Source organism: Nocardia farcinica (genome assembly GCF_029867845.1).
GTDB classification, from domain to species: Bacteria; Actinomycetota; Actinomycetes; order Mycobacteriales; family Mycobacteriaceae; genus Nocardia; species Nocardia farcinica_A.
This window is the reverse complement of sequence record NZ_JARWRU010000631.1, coordinates 1-16,301: the sequence shown is the minus strand read 5'-3', so window position 1 is coordinate 16,301 and position 16,301 is coordinate 1. Positions and strand designations below refer to the sequence as shown.

Below are 16,301 nucleotides of genomic sequence, written 5' to 3'. Positions count from 1 at the left end.
CCTAACGCGGGTATCGCTTCACCGCCGTAGCCGAACCCCACGCCTGTAAGCACAAATTGCGCGCGAGGCGAGCCATGGGTGCCCAACTGGTCTGCGCCGCCGACGACGGCGACGACTCACTGGCGACCTCGGCCAGGGAGGACCTGGCCGAGGCCATGGCCGCCGCCGAGGACGGCGCGTACTTCACCGAACAGCACAACAACGACGCCAACGCGGTCGGCTACCACCCGGTCGCCGAAGAATTGCTGGAGGACGTGGAGCGGGTCGACATCCTGCTATCGGCGGTGGGCACCGGCGGTTCGCTGTTCGGCACCGCGACCCGGCTGCGCCAGCTCGGCTGCCCGCCTCGGGTGATCGGGGTGGAACCGGTCGGCTCGATCGCCTTCGGCGGCCCCGGCGGCCCGTACTGGCAGTCCGGCACCGGCACCCCGCCGGGCGCGACCATCGGCACCGCCGTGGACTACAGCCTGCTCGACGAGGGCGTGAAGGTCTCCGACACCGACGCCTTCGCCACCGCCCGCGCGGTCGCCGCCGAACTCGGGCTGATGATCGGCGGCTCGGCGGGCGGCTCGGTGTTCGTCGGCCTGGAGCGGCTCGAGCAGTTTCCGCCCGGCTCGACCGTGGTCACCATCGTCTGCGACGGCGGCGAGAAGTACCTGGACACGGTCTTCGACGACACCTGGATGGCCGAGCGCGAGCTGCTCGCCCCCGCCGCCGAGGAGCGCGTGCGCGAACTGCTGCGCCGGTACGCGCCCGCCGCCCGCAGGCCCCAGTTGGCGGAGGCCCGATGACCGACGGACGCAAACTCGCCGCGCTGGCCACGCCCATCGCGCTGACCCAGCTGGCCCAGGTCGCCATCTCGACCACCAACATCGCCCTGATGGGCACGCTCGGGGTGCGCGAGGTGGCCGCGGGCGGACTGGCCCTGGTGCTGTTCAACCAGATCCGCACCATGTGCGTCGGCCTGATCACCGGCACCGGCAACCAGGTCGCCGCGGCCGTCGGCGCGGCGGGCAAGCGGGGCGTCTCGGCGCGCGCGGACGTGCGCGACATCGTGCGCGCCAGCTTCCTCATCGCCACCGCCGCCGGCCTGCTCGGCGGCCTGCTGCTCGTCGGGCTCGGCTGGTCGTTGCGGTGGCTCGGCCAGGACGCCGGAGTGCTCGAGGCCGCGCGCCCGCTCATGGTCGCGCTCGCTCCCGGCCTGCTGCCCTGCCTGTGGTTCCAGGTGCTGCGCCAGTACACCGTCGGCATGCAACGGCCGCAGGCGCTGCTCACCGTGACGCTCGGCTCGATCGCGGTGAACCTGCTGCTCGCCCTTGCCTTCATGCACGGCTGGGCCGGCCTGCCCGCGCTCGGCCTGACCGGCATCGGCGTGGCCACCTCACTGGTGCACCTGGTCACCTTCGGCGTGTTCTGGGCGATGGTGCGCCGCGACACCGGCCTGGCCCCGATGCTCGCGGTGCGGCCGTGGCCGGTGCGCCGGTCGACAGTGGTCTCCGAGCTGCGCCTCGGCACGCCGATCGCGCTGACCTACGGCTCGGAAGCGGGCATGTTCTCGGTGCTCGCGCTGGTCATGGGCACCATCGGCCCGGCGGCGCTGGCCGCCCACAATGTCGTCTACCAGATCATCTACATCGTCTTCCAGGTCGCCATCGGCATCTCGCACGGCGCCTCGATCCTGGTCAGCCGGGCGGTGGCGCGCGAGGAACACGAGCGCGCGCACGGGCTGGCCTGGCTGGCGCTGCGCTACGCGGGTCTGGTGGCCGCGGTGACCGGCACGGTCTACGTGCTCGCCCCTGATCTGGTGCTGCGGCCGTTCCTGGCAGCCGACGACATCGCCGGCCTCGAGGTGGCGCACACGCTGCTGCTCATCGGCATCGTGTTGCAGTTCTTCGACGCCGCCCAGAACATCGGCACCGGCCTGCTGCGCGGGCTGAAGGAGACCGGCGCGGGCCTGCGGCTGTCGGTGATCGGCTACTGGGGCGTCGGCCTGCCCGGCGCGGTGCTGCTGGCGCTGCCGCTCGGCCTGGGCGCGGCGGGCGTGTGGTGGGGACTGACCGCCGGGCTGGCGACGACGGCCGCGCTCATGCTGCGCCGCTACTTCGCCCTGCTCGCCGAACAGGCCCGGCCACGGCCGCGGCAGGTGCCGCGGGCCATGGCCGGGTAGTGCGCGGGGCCGCGCGGCCCCGTGCGGACGGACTAGACGTTCACGCCGTAGTCGCGCGCGATGCCGGCGAGGCCGGAGGCGTAACCCTGACCGATGGCGCGGAACTTCCACTCCCCGCCGTGCCGGTACAGCTCGCCGAAGATCATCGCGGTCTCGGTGGACGCGTCCTCGGTGAGGTCGTAGCGGGCCAGCTCGGCGTTGGTGTTCAGATCGACGACGCGGATGTAGGCGTTGCGGATCTGCCCGAAGGACTGGCCGCGCACGTCCGCCTCGTGGATGGACACCGGGAAGAAGATGTTCGTGATCGACGGCGGGGTGGCCGCCAGGTCGATGTTGATCGTCTCGTCGTCGCCGTCGCCCTCGCCGGTGAGATTGTCACCGGTGTGCTCGATGGTGCCCTCCGGCGAGCGCAAGTTGTTGTAGAAGACGAAGTGCTGGTCCGACAGCACCTTCAGGTTGGGACCGCACGCCAGCGCGCTGGCGTCGAGGTCGTAGTCCGCACCGGGGGTGGTGCGGACATCCCAGCCCAAGCCGACCGAGACCTTGGTCAGATTCGGGGCCTGCTTCGACAGCGAGACGTTGCCGCCCTTGGCCAATGTGACGCTCATGATCCCCTTTCCGTCCGCGCATCCTCACGCGGGTTATCCGTTGTGACTGTGTTCAATTGGAAGTGCGCTGTGCGGCGTTCAATTGGAAGTGCGCTGCGGTGTTCAATTGGAAGTGCGCCGCGCCGTCAGGCCGGGTCGCGTGCCCAGCCGGTCAGCGTGGCGAATCGGCCCTTCAGCGCGTCGAGCTCGGACTCGTCGAGCACGCGACGCTGAATGCCCTGCGTCACCGCGAAGGCGGACTGCCGGTGATCATCGATCACGGCCACATCCAACTGCACGGCCACATAGTCCTGCGCATCGGGCATCTCTTCGGCGATCACCTTGGCCTCGCCGCGGGCGCACAGGGCCACGTTCCCGCCACCGAGGATCAGCAGCGCGACCTCGGGCCGCTCCCGCAGCCGGGCCAGCGAACCGCGATCGGACTTCAACGAGATCAGGACGCGGCGGTCACCGGCGCGCACGGGCCAGGACACCGGGATGGCGTGCGGCGCCGGATCGGTCGTGACCAGCACGGCGATGGTCTCCTGTGGCCACTCCGGGAGCACGTCCAACTCGGGATGATCGGATGTCAACTTGGTCACCTCGTGGGATCGTTGTGCGCGGCGGGCTGTGCCGCACAGAGCCAGTCTAGGGCGATCCGGCCACCTCGCGCCGGGCCATCGGGACCGCGCATACGCCCGGGATGCGCCCTGGCAGACCAGCGTTCCCACACCCGGTCCCGGGTGCACGGGTGTTCACAGCGATTGACGGACTGTTCGCTCCGATGCATCATTCGATAGCGACGCCCCGTTCACGGGGCGTTCATCGATTGCTGGCCGATGGCTGTCCGGCTTTGCGTGCTGTTCTCCTGCCGCGCTCGAGCCATCCTCCTCGCTCCGCGCCGGCCGGTGGGACCGCACACCGTCGACGACGCGCTGTGTGCCCGCCGCGCAGCGCCCTGCCGTGAGTGAGGTGAGAACGACATGGTGAACCGACCGTCGGGAGCAAGGGGTGCCTGCGGCCCCGTAGTGCGAAATCTCGCCTACTCGCAGGCAGCGCTGGCCGATCTGGTCTGGCTGCGCGAACAGCTCACCGATGCCGGCGTGCCGTTCCTGCTGGTCCGCAACGACGAGCCGAGGCCGGTGCTCGCCGCCGACGCGGCGCACCGCGACGTCGCCGACCGGGTGACGGCCGCCGCGCTGACCGCCGGATTCTATTGCGACGGTATCGAGCCAGGCATCCTGCGGCTCGGCCGCGACGTCGATCCGGCCCACCACGTGGAGCTGGAGCTGTGGGAGTACCACGGCGACACCGTCTCCTGCCCGCGCTCGAACGCCCTGACCAGGCCGGTTTTCGACCTGGCCGATGTGGAGCACACCGAGATCACCCTGTTCGATCTCACCTGGCCGACGCTGACGGGCATGTTCGCCCCGCAGGCCGACGACGTGGATTTCGACATCGACATCGTCTTCTCCTGGGTCGACGGCTCCGATCCCGAACTGCGCGCCCGGCGCGCGGGAATGATGGCGCAGGTCGTCGTCGGTGAGGGCGACGACGCCGACGCCCGCATCCGCCAGATCGACGAACTGCGCTTCGCACTGCGCTCGGTGGACAAGAACGCGCCGTGGATCCGGCGGATCTTCATCGCCACCGATTCCCGTCCGCCCGCCTGGCTCGCCGAGCACCCCAAGGTCACCATCGTGCGCGCGGTCGACCACTTCGCCGACACCTCGGGCCTTCCGGTGTTCAACTCCCACGCCGTGGAGAGCCAGCTGCACCACATCGACGGGCTCAGCGAGCACTTCCTGTACTCCAACGACGACATGTTCTTCGCCCGCCCGGTGCGGCCGTCGATGTTCTTCACTCCCGCCGGGGTGAGCCGGTTCATCGAGTCCGACCTGCGCATCGGTCCCGGCACGAGCAACGAGCGGCGCAGCGGGTACGAGAACGCCGCGCGCGTGAACCGGGCCCTGCTCCTGCAGCGCTTCGGCCACGTCATCACCCGCCACCTCGAGCACACCCCGGTCCCGCTGCGCCGCAGCGTGCTCCGGGAGATGGAGCAGCGCTTCCCCGAGGACTTCGCGCGCACCAGCCACAGCCGCTTCCGCGCCGCCACCGACATCTCGGTGACCAACTCGCTGTACCACTACTACGCGCTGTTCACCGGGCGCGCGGTGCCGCAGGAGGCCGCCAGGGTGGCCTACATCGACACCACGCTGCGCAGCGGGCTGCTCGAGCTCGACGAGATCGCGCAATGCCGCGACCTGGACTTCTTCTGCCTCAACGACAGCAGTTTCCCCGAGGTCCCCGAATCCGAACGGGTGCGCGAGGTCTCACGCTTCCTCGCGGACTACTACCCGGCGGCAGCGCCGTGGGAGCGGATCAGCGAGCCGGCCCGTCACCACCGTGTGGAGCCGACTGCCGGCGCCGCATGACCTGCGGGATGCGGGCCGCCGGGGCGATCACGATGCCCTCGGCGGCCAGCCGCGCCGCGGCCTGTTCCGGCGTGGCTGGCTCGCCGACCGTGGCGCCGGAGTCGATCGCCACCACCGAGTGCATGACGGTGTCGGGATAGACGTGCACGAAGTTGAACGACTGCGCGCCGTCGCGGCCGCGCAGGCCGCCCTCGGCGACCGAGAGGTCCTGGGTGTAGCAGCTCGACGAGGCCACCGAGACCGGGATGCCTGCGAAGGTGGCGAAGGTCGAGAAGTGCACGTGCCCGGCCAGGATGGCGCGCACGTCGCTGCCGCGCAGCACATCGGCCAGCCTGCGCTGGTCACGCAACTCCACGGTGACGGCCAGGTCGAGCAGGCAGGGCACCGGCGGGTGGTGCATGGCCAGGATGGTGCCGAACGGCGCGGGCTCGGACAGCACATCGCGCAGCCAGTCCAGCTGCTCGTCGGTGACCTCGCCGTGGTGGTGGCCGGGCACCGTGGTGTCCAGCGCGATGACGCGCAGTCCGTCGACGGTGCGCACCTCGTCGAAGGGCAGGCCGGTGGGCTGCTGGTCGAGCAGGCGGCGGCGCATGGTGCGCCGGTCGTCGTGATTGCCCATCACCCAGATCACCGGCGCGCCGACCCGCCGTGCGAACGGCTCGACCAGCGCGCGCAGCTTGTCGTAGGCGTCGGGCTCGCCCCGGTCGACGAGATCGCCGGTGAAGACGATGGCGGTGGGCTTGATGCGGCTGGCCTCGGCGTGCGCGATGAGTTCGCGCAGCCGCTCATCGGCGTCGACAGCGCCGTACAGCTCGCCGTCGCCCGCGATCAGATGTGTGTCGCTGAAATGGAACAGAATATGGTCGGGCCGCGGATACTCCGCGACTCTGTCGATCGGCACCGGACTGGCACCCCTCCCGGTGGCAGCACCACCGTCGGTTTCGGAATTCGACCAAAGAATATCGAAGTCCGGCGACGCGTTCCTCTCAGGACGGTGACGAGTCGGTGTCCGATGGACGAAGGGGCAGCAGACGTCTCCAGTCCTCGGCGGACAGCGCGGCGCGCGTACCGCGCTCGGCCTCGGCGGCGTCCTCGGCGGCCCTGATCCGCGCGGCGAAGGCCAGCACCGCCTTGCGCAGCCGCTCCTCGGCGCTGTCCCGGCCGCCGAGGTGGACCACCCGCAGCTCCCGCGGCACCAGATCGGCGGGCAGGCCCGCGGCGCTGCTGCGCGCGACCACCTTCTCCGCGAGCGCCAGCGCGGGCTGGGCCATGGCGATGCCGTCCAGGCAGGACCGGCGGGTCTTCTCCGCCGATTTACGCTCCTGCCAGGCACGTTCCTGCGCGGCGATCTTCTCCTCGACGCTCGCGTCCGGGTCGATGACCGGGGCGAGCAGATGCGGGCTGCGGTTGACCAGCTTGGCGACCAACGCCGCGGCCACGTCGTGCACCGTGAATTCCCCCGCCGCCTCGGCGATCCTGGAGTGGAAGAGCACCTGCAACAACAGGTCGCCCAGTTCCTCCTTGATGGTCTCGGCGTCGTCGGCACCGATGGCATCGAGCAGTTCGTAGGTCTCCTCGAGCAGGTACGGACGCAGCGAGTCGTGGGTCTGGGTGACCTCCCAGCCGCCGAAGCGCCACAGCCGGTCCATCACCTCCACCGCGCCTGCCAGCCCGGCGGAGACGAGTTCGACATCCCCGGCGCCGGATCGTTCCACCGTCATCGCGCCACCGTCATCGCGCCACCGTCGCCTCGGTCGCCACGCTCATGTCCACCGCGCCCTTGGCCTTGCCGTCCAGCGCCAGCAACAGATCGGCGATGAACTGCAACAGCCGCACATCGCGCACCCGCTCGGCGCCCACGCTGTCCTCCACCCGGGGCAGCGGCAACTGCACCACGCCGCTGGCCGCCTTGTAGCTCGCGGTCGGGTAGAGCCGGGCGAGCCGCAACTGCTTGGAGTCAGGCAGCCCCGGCAGCGGGGAGATCTTCAGCGTGGTTCCGGTGACGGCGATCTCGGTGACGCCGTACTCCCTGGCCAGCAACCGCAGCCTGGCCACCGACACCAGGCGGCCGACCTCGACCGGCAGCGGGCCGTAGCGGTCGACGAGTTCTTCCACAACAGCGGCCAGTGTCGAATCGTCGTGCGCGGCCGCCAGTTTGCGGTAGGCCTCCAGGCGCAGCCGGTCGCTGGCGATGTAGTCGGGCGGGATGTGCGCGTCGACGGGCAGGTCGATGCGCACCTCCATGACCTCCTCGGAGGTGATCGGTTTGCCGACGGCGGCGGCGCGATAGGCCTCCACCGCCTCGCCGACCAGCCGCACGTACAGGTCGAAGCCGACGCCGGCGACGTGACCGGACTGCTCGGCGCCGAGCACATTGCCCGCGCCGCGGATCTCGAGATCCTTCATGGCCACCGCCATACCCGCGCCGAGATCGGAGTTCTGCGCGATGGTGGCCAGCCGGTCGTAGGCGGTCTCGGTGAGCGGCTTCTCCGCCGGATACAGGAAGTAGGCGTAGCCGCGCTCGCGGGAACGCCCGACGCGGCCGCGCAGCTGGTGCAACTGGGACAGGCCGAGGGTGTCGGCGCGCTCGACGATCAGGGTGTTGGCGTTGGAGATGTCGAGGCCGGTCTCGATGATGGTGGTACACACCAGTACGTCGTACTCGCGCTGCCAGAAGCCCTGCACGGTGCGCTCGAGGGTGTCCTCGTTCATCTGGCCGTGCGCGACCACCACCCTGGCCTCGGGCACCATGTCGCGAATGCGCTTGGCCGCCTTGTCGATCGAGGACACCCGGTTGTGCACGTAGAACACCTGGCCGTCGCGCAGCAGCTCGCGGCGGATGGCGGCGGTGACCTGCTTGTCGTTGTAGGCGCCGACGTAGGTGAGCACCGGGTGGCGCTCCTCCGGCGGGGTGAGGATGGTCGACATCTCGCGGATGCCTGCCAGGCTCATCTCCAGGGTGCGCGGGATCGGGGTGGCCGACATGGTGAGCACGTCGACGTGGGTGCGCAGCGCCTTGATGTGCTCCTTGTGCTCGACACCGAAGCGCTGCTCCTCGTCGACGATGACCAGGCCGAGGTTCTTCCAGCGCACGCCGGTCTGCAACAGCCGGTGCGTGCCGACCACGATGTCGACCTCGCCGTCGGCCATGCCCTGCAACACCTCCCGTGACTCGGCCGGATCGGTGAAGCGCGACAGGCCCTTCACGGTCACCGGGAAGCCGGCGACCCGCTCGGTGAAGGTCTGCAGGTGCTGCTGGGCCAGCAGGGTGGTCGGCACCAGCACCACGACCTGCTTGCCGTCCTGCACCGCCTTGAACGCCGCGCGCACCGCGATCTCGGTCTTGCCGTAGCCGACGTCGCCGCAGATCACCCGGTCCATCGGCACCGGCTTTTCCATATCGGCCTTGACGTCGGCGATGGCGGTCATCTGGTCGACGGTCTCGGTGAAGGCGAAGGCGTCCTCCATCTCCTTCTGCCACGGGGTGTCCGGGCCGAAGGCGTGACCGGGCGCGGCCTGGCGGGCGGCGTAGAGCTGCACCAGCTCACCGGCGATCTCGCGAACCGCCTTGCGCGCCTTGCGCTTGGTGTTGGCCCAGTCCGAGCCGCCCAGCTTGGACAGGCTCGGCATCTCGCCGCCGACATAGCGCGAGAGCTGGTCCAGCGATTCCATCGGCACGAACAGCCGGTCGCCGGGCTGGCCGCGCTTGCTCGGCGCGTACTCGATGACCAGGTACTCCCGGCGCGCGCCGCCCACGGTGCGCTCGATCATCTCCACGAACCGGCCGATGCCGTGCTGATCGTGCACCACCATGTCGCCCGCGTTCAGCGCCAGCGGGTCGACCTGGTTGCGGCGCTTGGCGGGCAGCCGCTTGCCCTCGCCGGGGGCGGTGACCCGGTTACCGGTCAGATCGGACTCCGCGACGATCACCAGGTTCGCGTCGTCGAAGATCACGCCGTCGTGCAGCGAGCCGCACAGCACTCCCACCACGCCGGGCTCGGGTTCGGCGCCGGGGGCCAGTGTGGCGGCGGGCACCTCGGCGTCGGCCAGCCGCTCGGACACCCGCTGGGCGGTGCCGTGGCCGGCGACGACGACCACCGCACGGCCGCCGGTGGTCACATGGGCGCGCAGTGAGGCGAAGATGGTGGCGACCATCTCCTCGGAGCCGCGCGCGGTCGGGGCCTGCTGCACCGGCAGCACCACCTCGGCCGGATCGCCGGAGGCCAGCGGGCTCAGCGACCACCAGGGCAGCCCGCGCCGCGCGGCGTCCTCGGCGATGGTGTCCAGCGGACGGTAGGTGGAGGCGGCCAGGTCGAGGCCGCCCGCGCCCATCGGGGCGTCGGCGCCGAAGGAGGCCGCGGTCCAGGAGGCCTCCAGGAACTCCGCGCCGGTGCGCACCAGGTCGGCGGCGCGGGTGCGGATCTTCTCCGGGTCGCACAGCAGCAGGTGGGCGCCGTCGGGCAGCTGCTCGGTGAGCAGGCGCAGCTCCCCGGGTTGCAGCACCGGCAGCAGGGCCTCCATGCCCTCCACCGGGATGCCCTCGGCCAGCTTGTCCAGCATCTCCACCAGGGCGGCGTCGGCGGCGTGCTCCTTGCCGAGCTCGGCGGCGCGCTCACGCACCCCCGGGGTGAGCAGCAGCTCCCGGCACGCAGTGGCGACCACGGTGTCCACCCCGACCTCGGGCAGCGACCGCTGATCGGCCACCGAGAAGGCACGCACCTGGGTGATCTCGTCGCCCCAGAACTCCACCCGCACCGGATGGTCGGCGGTGGGCGGGAACAGGTCGAGGATGCCGCCGCGCACCGCGAACTCACCGCGCTTGCCGACCATGTCGACGCGGGTGTAGGCGAACTCGGCCAGCCGGTTCAGCAGCGCGTCGAAGTCCAGTTCGGCGCCTTCGCGCAGCACGATCGGCTCGATGTCGCCGAGACCGGCCGCCATCGGCTGCATGAGCGAGCGCACCGTGGTGACCAGCACCCGCAGCGGCGGGAAGACCCGGTCCTCGGGATGGGCGAGCCTGCGCATGACCGCCAGCCGCCTGCCCACGGTGTCGGCGCCGGGCGAGAGCCGCTCGTGCGGCAGCGTCTCCCAGGACGGGAACTGGGCCACCGTGTCGCCGAGCATCTCGGTCAGCTCCACGGTCAGGTCGTCGGCCTCCCGGCCGCTGGCGGTCACCACGCCCCCCGGCCGTTGCCGCGCCATCGTCACCGCGACGAACGAACGGGCCGCCGCGGGCGCCACCATGTCGACCGAGGACGAACCGACCTGGTCGGTGACGGTGCGCAACGCGGCGTCGGCACCGGCGACCGCGGCCAGTCCGGCCAGTGGTGGACGAGACGAGGACATCAACGACTCCTGAACTCGGGTCGGGCGCTCAGCACAGCCAACCGAGTCTAATCACGGCATCCGGTCGGCGATCCGCCCGCCCCGCGATGCGGACTCGACGGCATGGAAGGCGAGCACGGCTGTGCTCGTGATCGCGTCCGTGGTGTTCGCCGCCCGCCGCACACCGCGCATGCTCGGCGCGGCGCTGGGCACGGCGACGAGCGCGGCCCTGCTCGCGGCGCCGGTGTTCGTGCTCGGCATGGGGCTCTCGGCGCTCCTCGGCTGAGACACCCCCGTTCGCCGGCCGGTTGCGCTACGGGACGTAGCGGCGCAGCCGCCTGGCGGCGAATTCGCGGAAGTAGGACAGCTTTTCGGGCGGGACGATGGCGGGCAGCAGGAAGTACCAGGCCCGCTCCATCCTGGCGGCCATCTGGTCGATGGACTCGGTGCCGACGGCCACGATGTGCACGCCCGCGGCCACCTCGTGCAGTAGCAGGCCGACGGTGTCGGGATCGAGGCCGGGCTCCAGATCGCCCTGGGCGATGGCGCGCTCGGCGAGCAACCGGTAGGTATCGGCCCAGGTCTTGGAGATGTTCTCGCCCTGGGCGCCCTTGTAGTCGCCGATCTGGTGGGTGAGCTTGAGCATGGCGCCGACCATGGGGTCGTTCATCGACAGGTCGGCCACGACATAGGTGATCCCGATGCACGCCTCCAGCGCGGGCACCCTGGTGTCGAAGAAGCCCTGGCAGGAGTTGATCAGCCGCTCGTTGCCCTGGTCGACCACGGCGCGGGCCAGTTCTTCCTTCGATCCGAAGTGAAAGTACAAGGCGCCCTTGGTCACATTGGACTGCGCGATGATCTCGCTGAGGCTCGCGTTGGCATAACCCAGCCGTAAGAAGACATCGGCAGCACCGGCGAGGACGGAATCACGGGTGATCTCCGCGCGCGCTTGCCTAACCATCAGATCCGCCTGTCATCACTGAATCCAGCCATCCTGAAGTAGACCGACATCCTGAACCGAGACCGACATACCGCCCGAACAGCACCCAGAGGTTGGGAGAACCGTACCACCAGGCGGGCGCCGGGCGACCAATTCGAGCATCCATGCGGAGAAGCACTGCTATCCTCTGGTTACCACCCCGCCACCGCTAGTCGGTCACCGTCCCGGTGGGCCACTGGGAATCCAGCCGGGGGTCGGACTCGAGATGGCTCAGGCCGTTCCAGCACAGATTCACCAGGTGCGCGGCCACTACTTCCTTGGAGGGTTCGCGCACGTCCAGCCACCAGGTCGCGGCGGTGGAAACCATACCGACCAGCGCCTGAGCGTAGAGCGTGGCCAGGTCCGGGTCGAGATCGCGGCGGCCGAAATCGCCTGCCAGGATGTGCGCCACCTCGTTGACGGCCTCGTTGAGCAGGCTGGAGTAGCGGCTCTCCTCGCCGGTGGCGGTCCCGGCCTGATCGCGCACCAGGATGCGGAAGCCGTCGGTGCGCTCCTCGATGTAGGTCAGCAGCGCCAGGGCCACCTGTTCCAGGCGGACCCGCGAACGGTTGCGGGTCAGCGAGGAGGTGATCATCTCCAGCAGCATGGACATCTCGCGGTCGACCACCACCGCGTACAAGCCCTCTTTACCGCCGAAGTGTTCGTAGACCACCGGTTTGGAGACCTGCGCGCGCTGGGCGATCTCCTCCACCGAGGTGGCGTCGTACCCGCGTTCGGCGAACAGCGACCGTCCGATCTCGATCAACTGCTGCCGCCGTTGGGTTCCCGTCATCCGCGGGCGCGGTGCCCGGTTCGGCTCCCCCGACGGCGCCGTGGACGATGACGACACTGGTCCCGCCTCTCGCGTCTCATGACCGGACGGCGAGCTCACCGGTCCCGATCGCCCTTCCCCACCGGGAGCGGATCGGCACCCACCCCCGGCGACTCGTCCTCCGACCCTACCGTCCGGTACGTGACGCGCCGGGCCGCCCCGCCGCGACAGGCCCGTGGCGACCGTGCGGCGGTTCGACTCCGGCCGGGTTCTCGTGCGAGTATTTCCCTCGTGCCGAGGCACAGCGGCGGGCTCGCCAGCATCCGCCGGTGCGACGGTCCGCCGTGGTGTAATGGCAGCACCTCTGATTTTGGTTCAGATAGTTCAGGTTCGAGTCCTGGCGGCGGAGCACACCGGCACCGTGACTATCGTCGGCCCCGCACATCGCTGACCACGCACGTCACATGCAAGTTCGAGGACAGGCGCCCGAGGGAGATCCATGCCACAGCAGACCGCCGTCGTCGTTCTCGCCGCCGGAGCCGGGACGCGAATGCGGTCGAAGACCCCCAAAGTGCTGCATTCGCTCGCCGGCCGGAGCATGCTCGCCCACGCGCTGCATGCCGCGAACGAGATCGACCCGACTCATCTGATCACCGTCGTCGGCCACGACCGCGAGCAGGTCGGCGCGGCGGTGGCCGAGGTCGCGTCCGAGCTCGGCCGTGAGATCACCCCGGCCGTCCAGGAACAGCAGCTCGGCACCGGCCACGCCGTGCAGTGCGCGCTGCGTTCGCTGCCCGCGGACTTCACCGGCGATCTGCTGGTGACCTCGGCGGACGTGCCACTGCTCGACGGCCACACCCTGGGCGCGCTGCTCGACGAGCACCGCAGCTACCAGGAGCGTTCCGCGGTCACCGTGCTGACCTTCGTGCCCGACGATCCCAACGGCTACGGCCGGATCGTGCGCGACGGCGACGACCAGGTGGTTGCGATCGTCGAGCACGCCGACGCCACGCCGGAGCAGGCCGCGATCACCGAGGTCAATTCCGGTGTCTACGCCTTCGACGTCACCGTGCTGCGCGCCATGATCGGCAGGCTCTCGACCGCCAACGCCCAGCACGAGCTGTACCTGACCGACGTGCTGCGGCTGGCCCACGAGGCGGGCCACCCGGTGCACGGCGCGCGGCTGGTCGACGCGGCCAAGGTCACGGGGGTCAACGACCGAGTGCAACTGGCCGAGGCCACCCGCACCATGAACCGCTACATCCTGGAACGCCACATGCGCGCCGGCGTCACCGTGATCGACCCGGCGACCACCTGGGTGGACGCGAGCGTGCGGATCGGCCGCGACGCCGTGCTGCGGCCGGGCACCCAGTTGCTGGGCAACACCGTCGTCGGCGAGGACGCCGAGATCGGCCCGGACAGCACGCTCACCGACGTGGTGGTCGGCGACGGCGCTTCGGTGGTGCGCACGCACGGTTCCGGCGCTGTGATCGGCGCGGGCGCGACCGTCGGCCCGTTCGCCTACCTCCGGCCGGGCACCACATTGGGCGAATCGGGCAAACTCGGCGCATTCGTGGAGACCAAGAACGCCGCCATCGGCGCGCACTCCAAGGTGCCGCACCTGACCTACGTCGGCGACGCGACCATCGGCGAGCACAGCAACATCGGCGCGTCCAGCGTGTTCGTCAACTACGACGGAGTCAACAAGCACCACACCGTCGTCGGGTCCCACGTGCGCACCGGCAGCGACACCATGTTCGTCGCGCCGGTGACCGTGGGTGACGGCGCCTATACGGCGGCGGGTACTGTACTGCGCAGGAACGTTCCGCCCGGAGCTCTGGCGGTCTCCGGCGGGCCGCAGAAGAATCTCGAGAACTGGGTGCCCCGGAACCGGCCCGGAACCGCGGCGGCGATCGCGGCGGCCCGTGCCCTCGCGGCCGATGAGAAGTCAAGTCACGCAACCGAGCAAAAGGATGGCGAACAGCAGTGACCGCATCATGGATCGAGAACCAGAAGAACCTGATGCTCTTCTCCGGACGCGCGCATCCCGAGCTCGCCGAGCAGGTCGCCAAGGAACTGGACGTCGAGGTCACCCCGCAGACCGCCCGTGATTTCGCCAACGGCGAGACCTTCGTGCGCTTCGAGGAGTCGGTGCGCGGCTCGGACGCCTTCGTCCTACAGAGCTTCCCCGCCCCGGTGAATCAGCACCTGATGGAACAGCTGATCATGATCGACGCGCTCAAGCGCGGTTCGGCCAAGCGCATCACCGCGATCCTGCCGTTCTACCCCTACGGCCGCCAGGACAAGAAGCACCGCGGCCGCGAGCCCATCTCCGCTCGCCTGGTCGCCGACCTGCTCAAGACCGCTGGCGCGGACCGCATCATCACCGTCGACCTGCACACCGATCAGATCCAGGGCTTCTTCGACGGTCCGGTCGACCACATGCACGCGCTGTTCCAGCTCTCCGAGCACGTGCGGGCCAACTACAGCCTGGACAACATCACCATCGTCTCCCCCGACGCGGGCCGGGTGAAGGTCGCCGAGAAGTGGGCCAACGCGCTGGGCGGCGCCCCGGTGGCGTTCATCCACAAGACCCGCGACCCGCTGGTGCCCAACCAGGTCAAGTCGCACCGTCCGGTCGGTGACGTCGACGGCCGCACCTGCATCCTGATCGACGACATGATCGACACCGGCGGCACCATCGCCGAGGCCGTGCGCGTGCTGCGCGAGGCCGGCGCGGGCGATGTGGTCATCGCCGCCACCCACGGCGTGCTGTCGGCGCCCGCCGCCGAGCGCCTGGCCGCCTGCGGCGCGCGCGAGGTCGTGGTCACCAACACTCTGCCGATCACCGAGGACAAGAAGTTCCCGCAGCTGACGGTGCTGAGCATCGCCCCGCTGCTGGCCCGCACCATCCGCGAGGTCTTCGAGAACGGGTCGGTGACCGGCCTGTTCAACGGCAACGCCTGACCCGAGGCCCTTGCGAGGGGCGGTCCCGGTTCATCCGGGCCGCCCCTCGTCTCGTCGCGGGGGCTGTTGCGGCACAGTCACTTCCGCGTGCACGCACCGGGAACCACGGGCGAGGGCGGGCGGAGACCGCCGGGTCGGCGGGCCGGTGCGGCGTGCGCGATCAGCCGTTTCCGTGATACGTATGCGAAGCGTTCGCCGATACCCATGGGTGCGGGCGGCGCACCGTGTCGACGACAGAGCAGGGGGGCGCACGATGACGACGCCGGAGGATGCCCGGCCGGGCATCGATCTGGGCAAGGCCGGTTCCGGGGCGGACACGACCGGGGCGGGATTCGGCGGGGTGGGCGATCAGGTGGCCGGGACGCCGCCGTCGGCCTATCCCTCGTACCCGTCCTATCCGTCCTATCCCGCCCCACCGGCCACGCCCGTGCCGCAGCCGCCGTACGGCGCGCCCTTCGGGTTCGCGGCGGGCGGTTATCCCGGGCAGCCGGGAACGCGGCCGCCGGTCCCGCCGTACACCGCGCCGTCCCCGCCCGCCGGTCACCCCTATCCGGGGCAGGCCGGTCCAGCCCAGCCCTACAGCGGGCCGCCGCCGGGCGCCTACGTGCCGCCGCCGGCGTACAGCCCGCCCGGGATGCCGACCCCGCACGGGTACGTCGAGACGCAGACCCAGATCTTCTCGATCATCAGCTTCTCGCTGGCCGCCGCCGGCGTGCTGGCGCTGCTGACGATGTGTGGCCTGCCCGCGCTGGTGACCGGGCCCGCCGGGATCGTGCTCGGCATCGTCGGCCACAACAAGCGGGAGTCGCTCGGCGTCGCGGCCGCGGTCACCAACGCGCTGATCATGATCCCGCTGGTGCTGGTGCTGATCTTCGTGGCAGGCGCGTTCTGGTCCGTCTGAGGTTCTGCTCTGCGCGGAGTGAGCGGACGCGCGCGGCCTCACCGCCCCCGGGGGGGCGGGGGGGCGCCCCGCGGGGCCCACCCCCCCGCGGGGGCGGGGGGGGGGGGGGAGCGGGGGGGGGGGCGCCCGGGACGGGGGGGGGCCGCCCGCCGCCTGCCGCCCCCGTGG

Annotated in this window: 13 protein-coding genes, 1 tRNA gene and 1 pseudogene; 8 read left to right on the top strand and 7 right to left on the bottom strand. The window is 70.5% G+C overall.

Annotated features, from left to right (window positions below):
* Nucleotides 1-5: 5 nt before the first annotated feature.
* Nucleotides 6-791: pseudogene (locus QH283_RS14020) on the top strand (pyridoxal-phosphate dependent enzyme); the annotation flags it as partial.
* Nucleotides 788-2,167 (top strand): MATE family efflux transporter, encoded by a 1,380-nt coding sequence (locus tag QH283_RS14015; RefSeq protein WP_280503443.1) that lies wholly within the window; start codon nucleotides 788-790, stop codon nucleotides 2,165-2,167. The pseudogene QH283_RS14020 and the gene QH283_RS14015, both read left to right, overlap by 4 nt.
* A 32-nt stretch (nucleotides 2,168-2,199) precedes the next feature.
* Here QH283_RS14015 and QH283_RS14010 read toward each other — a convergent pair whose 3' ends face one another.
* Both QH283_RS14010 and QH283_RS14005 read right to left on the bottom strand, forming a co-directional pair.
* A complete protein-coding gene (locus QH283_RS14010; RefSeq protein WP_280503442.1) occupies nucleotides 2,200-2,775 on the bottom strand; it encodes a TerD family protein in 576 nt (191 codons plus the stop codon).
* A gap of 125 nt (nucleotides 2,776-2,900) precedes the next feature.
* Nucleotides 2,901-3,356, bottom strand: coding sequence for a hypothetical protein (locus tag QH283_RS14005; protein ID WP_280503441.1), 456 nt, complete (start codon nucleotides 3,354-3,356; stop codon nucleotides 2,901-2,903).
* Nucleotides 3,357-3,737: 381 nt separating this feature from the next.
* Between QH283_RS14005 and QH283_RS14000 the strand changes: the two genes are divergently transcribed.
* A complete protein-coding gene (locus QH283_RS14000; RefSeq protein WP_280503440.1) occupies nucleotides 3,738-5,189 on the top strand; it encodes a stealth conserved region 3 domain-containing protein in 1,452 nt (483 codons plus the stop codon).
* On the opposite strand, the gene QH283_RS13995 is transcribed toward QH283_RS14000, so the two are convergent.
* The 3 genes from QH283_RS13995 to mfd all read right to left on the bottom strand — a co-directional run bounded on the left by QH283_RS13995 (nucleotide 5,137) and on the right by mfd (nucleotide 10,535).
* Complete coding sequence (locus QH283_RS13995) at nucleotides 5,137-6,090, bottom strand: phosphodiesterase (RefSeq protein ID WP_280503439.1); 954 nt, start codon at nucleotides 6,088-6,090, stop codon at nucleotides 5,137-5,139. The two genes, QH283_RS14000 and QH283_RS13995, sit on opposite strands and share 53 nt — an antisense overlap.
* Before the next feature lie 85 nt (nucleotides 6,091-6,175).
* Nucleotides 6,176-6,910 (bottom strand): MazG family protein, encoded by a 735-nt coding sequence (locus tag QH283_RS13990; RefSeq protein WP_280503438.1) that lies wholly within the window; start codon nucleotides 6,908-6,910, stop codon nucleotides 6,176-6,178.
* 10 nt (nucleotides 6,911-6,920) lie between these two features.
* Entirely contained in the window at nucleotides 6,921-10,535 is a 3,615-nt protein-coding gene (gene mfd / locus QH283_RS13985; protein WP_280503437.1) for a transcription-repair coupling factor, read from the bottom strand.
* Between the two features lie 121 nt (nucleotides 10,536-10,656).
* Between mfd and QH283_RS13980 the strand changes: the two genes are divergently transcribed.
* Nucleotides 10,657-10,800 (top strand): hypothetical protein, encoded by a 144-nt coding sequence (locus tag QH283_RS13980; RefSeq protein WP_280503436.1) that lies wholly within the window; start codon nucleotides 10,657-10,659, stop codon nucleotides 10,798-10,800.
* A gap of 27 nt (nucleotides 10,801-10,827) precedes the next feature.
* Here the strand turns inward: QH283_RS13980 and QH283_RS13975 are convergent, their stop codons facing one another.
* Both QH283_RS13975 and QH283_RS13970 read right to left on the bottom strand, forming a co-directional pair.
* Nucleotides 10,828-11,475, bottom strand: a complete 648-nt coding sequence (locus QH283_RS13975) for a TetR/AcrR family transcriptional regulator (RefSeq protein WP_280503435.1) — start codon at nucleotides 11,473-11,475, stop codon at nucleotides 10,828-10,830.
* 187 nt (nucleotides 11,476-11,662) lie between these two features.
* Nucleotides 11,663-12,286, bottom strand: coding sequence for a TetR/AcrR family transcriptional regulator (locus QH283_RS13970; protein WP_280503434.1), 624 nt, complete (start codon nucleotides 12,284-12,286; stop codon nucleotides 11,663-11,665).
* 317 nt (nucleotides 12,287-12,603) lie between these two features.
* On the opposite strand from QH283_RS13970, the gene QH283_RS13965 reads away from it, so the two are divergent.
* The 4 genes from QH283_RS13965 (at nucleotide 12,604) to QH283_RS13950 (ending at nucleotide 16,133) form a co-directional block, all read left to right on the top strand.
* Nucleotides 12,604-12,674: transfer RNA gene (locus QH283_RS13965), tRNA-Gln, on the top strand.
* Between the two features lie 90 nt (nucleotides 12,675-12,764).
* Nucleotides 12,765-14,255, top strand: a complete 1,491-nt coding sequence (glmU, locus tag QH283_RS13960; protein WP_280503433.1) for a bifunctional UDP-N-acetylglucosamine diphosphorylase/glucosamine-1-phosphate N-acetyltransferase GlmU — start codon at nucleotides 12,765-12,767, stop codon at nucleotides 14,253-14,255.
* Nucleotides 14,252-15,232: a ribose-phosphate diphosphokinase gene (locus tag QH283_RS13955; protein ID WP_280503432.1), complete on the top strand. Its 981-nt coding sequence runs from the start codon at nucleotides 14,252-14,254 to the stop codon at nucleotides 15,230-15,232. The genes glmU and QH283_RS13955 overlap by 4 nt, the downstream gene beginning before the upstream one ends.
* Before the next feature lie 253 nt (nucleotides 15,233-15,485).
* On the top strand, nucleotides 15,486-16,133 hold the full coding sequence (locus QH283_RS13950; RefSeq protein WP_280503431.1) for a hypothetical protein: 648 nt from the start codon (nucleotides 15,486-15,488) through the stop codon (nucleotides 16,131-16,133).
* The last annotated feature ends 168 nt before the right edge of the window (nucleotides 16,134-16,301 follow it).

Bases quoted from the DNA above. Each gene is read 5' to 3' on its own strand.
- QH283_RS14015 (WP_280503443.1), top strand. From the start codon at position 788: ATGACCGACGGACGCAAACTCGCCGCGCTGGCCACGCCCATCGCGCTG.
- QH283_RS13975 (WP_280503435.1), bottom strand. From the start codon at position 11,475: ATGGTTAGGCAAGCGCGCGCGGAGATCACCCGTGATTCCGTCCTCGCC.
- QH283_RS13970 (WP_280503434.1), bottom strand. From the start codon at position 12,286: ATGACGGGAACCCAACGGCGGCAGCAGTTGATCGAGATCGGACGGTCG.
- QH283_RS13990 (WP_280503438.1), bottom strand. From the start codon at position 6,910: ATGACGGTGGAACGATCCGGCGCCGGGGATGTCGAACTCGTCTCCGCC.
- glmU (WP_280503433.1), top strand. From the start codon at position 12,765: ATGCCACAGCAGACCGCCGTCGTCGTTCTCGCCGCCGGAGCCGGGACG.
- QH283_RS13950 (WP_280503431.1), top strand. From the start codon at position 15,486: ATGACGACGCCGGAGGATGCCCGGCCGGGCATCGATCTGGGCAAGGCC.
- mfd (WP_280503437.1), bottom strand. From the start codon at position 10,535: ATGTCCTCGTCTCGTCCACCACTGGCCGGACTGGCCGCGGTCGCCGGT.
- QH283_RS14010 (WP_280503442.1), bottom strand. From the start codon at position 2,775: ATGAGCGTCACATTGGCCAAGGGCGGCAACGTCTCGCTGTCGAAGCAG.
- QH283_RS14000 (WP_280503440.1), top strand. From the start codon at position 3,738: ATGGTGAACCGACCGTCGGGAGCAAGGGGTGCCTGCGGCCCCGTAGTG.